This is a genomic window from Streptomyces solincola (genome assembly GCF_002982015.1).
Lineage (GTDB): Bacteria > Actinomycetota > Actinomycetes > Streptomycetales > Streptomycetaceae > Streptomyces > Streptomyces solincola.
The window spans coordinates 1-1,988 of record NZ_PVLV01000726.1 but is presented as its reverse complement, the minus strand read 5'-3'; the positions used below and the strand labels follow the sequence as shown (position 1 = coordinate 1,988).

At 74.5% G+C, this 1,988-nt stretch carries 1 protein-coding gene and 1 pseudogene; both read right to left on the bottom strand.

All coding sequences use genetic code 11. The features are described from left to right. A pseudogene (locus tag C6N75_RS30335) lies at positions 1–311 on the bottom strand (tRNA lysidine(34) synthetase TilS); the annotation flags it as partial. Positions 312–617: 306 nt separating this feature from the next. After that, a complete protein-coding gene (locus C6N75_RS29715) occupies positions 618–1,745 on the bottom strand; it encodes a zinc-dependent metalloprotease (RefSeq protein ID WP_105871929.1) in 1,128 nt (375 codons plus the stop codon). Positions 1,746–1,988 lie beyond the last annotated feature (243 nt).

The window sequence follows — 1,988 nt, the reverse complement described above, 5'->3', positions numbered from 1 at the left end:
GTCTGCCAGGTGGTGGGGGCGGTGCCGGAGGTGCGGGGACCGGACGGGCGGTCGCCGTGCGCGGGCACGTCCGCGCGTACCTCCGCGCGGGTGTCCGTACGGGAGGACGGGCGCGTGGCGGCCGGGGGGACGGCGCCGGTGCGGGCGCCGGCCCTCGGCGCGCCGCCGTTCGACGCGTCGGCGTCGGATGCGCCGGCGCCGTGCGCGCCGGCGTGCGGGACACCGCCGTCCAGTGCGTCGGCGTTCAGGACGTCGTGGAGTACGCGGCGGACCGCCAGGCGTATCGCCGCGACCGCTGGATGGGGACCCATGTCCGGTGCCCTTCGTGTGGGGTTGGGGGAAGCCTCGGTGCCTCGGTGGAGTGCCTCGGCCACGTGCTAACGGCCGGGACGGGGGGTTCGGTCACTCATGCGCCGCTCCGTTCTCCGGTCCCGTATGGTGACGGAGAGTGCGTCGATGGTGACAGAACTGGGCCTTTCCCCCGAGGATCGCACGCCTACCCGCTCCTCACGGTCCCTCGGACGGGTGATTGGAAGGGCGTGAACCTGCCGTCGCGATCCCCGTCGCGGCGCGCCCGCACGCCCCCCTTCCGTCCGCTTCCGCCTGCTGCCGACCGCTCACTCGGACTTGCGGTGCACCCGGGCGACCCAGTCGGCCGGGGAGGCGATCTCGGCCTTGGTGGGCAGGGTGTTGGGCGAGGTCCACACGCGGTTGAAGCCGTCCATGCCGACCTGCTGGACCACCGCGCTGACGAACCGCTCGCCGTCCCGGTACTGGCGCAGCTTGGCGTCCAGTCCGAGCAGCTTGCGCAGGGCGAGGTCGAGCCGCGAGGCGCCGCGCTGGCGGCGCTGCTGGAACTTCTCGCGGATCTCGGCGACCGAGGGGACGACCTGGGGGCCGACGCCGTCCATCACGAAGTCGGCGTGGCCCTCCAGCAGGGACATCACGGCGGTGAGCCGGCCGAGCACCTCGCGCTGCTCGGGGGTCTGCACCAGCTCCACCAGGGAGCGGCCGTCCTCGTCCCGCTCGCCCTCGGGCCGGGCCCCGGCCAGCGCCTGGGCGGCCTCCCGCAGCCGCTCCAGCACCGTGACCGGGTCCATGTCGGTGGCGGCCAGGAAGGACTGGATCTCGTTCCGCAGGTGGTCGCGGAGCCAGGGCACGCCCGCGAACTGGGTGCGGTGGGTCTCCTCGTGCAGGCAGACCCAGAGCCGGAAGTCGTGGGGGTCGACGTCGAGTTCCCGCTCGACGTGCACGATGTTGGGCGCGACCAGCAGCAGCCGGCCGCCGCCGGTGGCGCCGGCGGGCAGTTCGCGGCTGGCGGGGGCGAAGGTCTCGTACTGGCCGAGGACGCGGGAGGCGAGGAACGACAGCAGCATGCCGAGCTCGACGCCGGTGACCTTGCCGCCGACCGCGCCGAGTACCGCGCCGCCGGGGGTGCCGGAGCGGCGTTCGCGCATCTTCTCCAGGAGCGGGCTGAGCAGTTCGCGGAAGCCGGCGACGTTCGCCTTGACCCAGCCGGCCCGGTCGACGACCAGGACGGGGGTGTCCTCCGGTTCGTGCCCGTCGGGGATCATCCGGGTGAAGGCCCGGACGTGCTCCTCGGACGCCTTGGCGTGCCGCCGCAGTTCGGCGACGACCTCGCGCGCCTCGTCGCGGCTCACCTCTGGCCCGGGGCGTACCAGCCGGGTCGCGGTCGCGACCGCGAGGTTCCAGTCGACCATCTCGGCACCACCGATGCTCGTCATGCGTCAACCGTACGTGCTCGGCCGCGATCCGGGAGGGGTGGGACGAGGACCTCCGCGGCGGGATGTCAGCGGGTCAGGGCGGCGGCCAGGTCGTCCAGGGCGCGCTGGGCGGCGTCCGGGGCGGGGGTGCCGTCGGCCAGGAAGGCGAAGACGAGCAGGCGGCCGTCCGGGGTGGCGACGGCGCCGGCCTCGTCCGCGCCAAGACCGGCACCCTCACCGGCGTCAACGCCCTCGCCGGCGCCG

Coding starts and splice junctions, on each gene's coding strand:
- C6N75_RS29715 (WP_105871929.1), bottom strand. CDS start 1,745: ATGACGAGCATCGGTGGTGCCGAGATGGTCGACTGGAACCTCGCGGTC.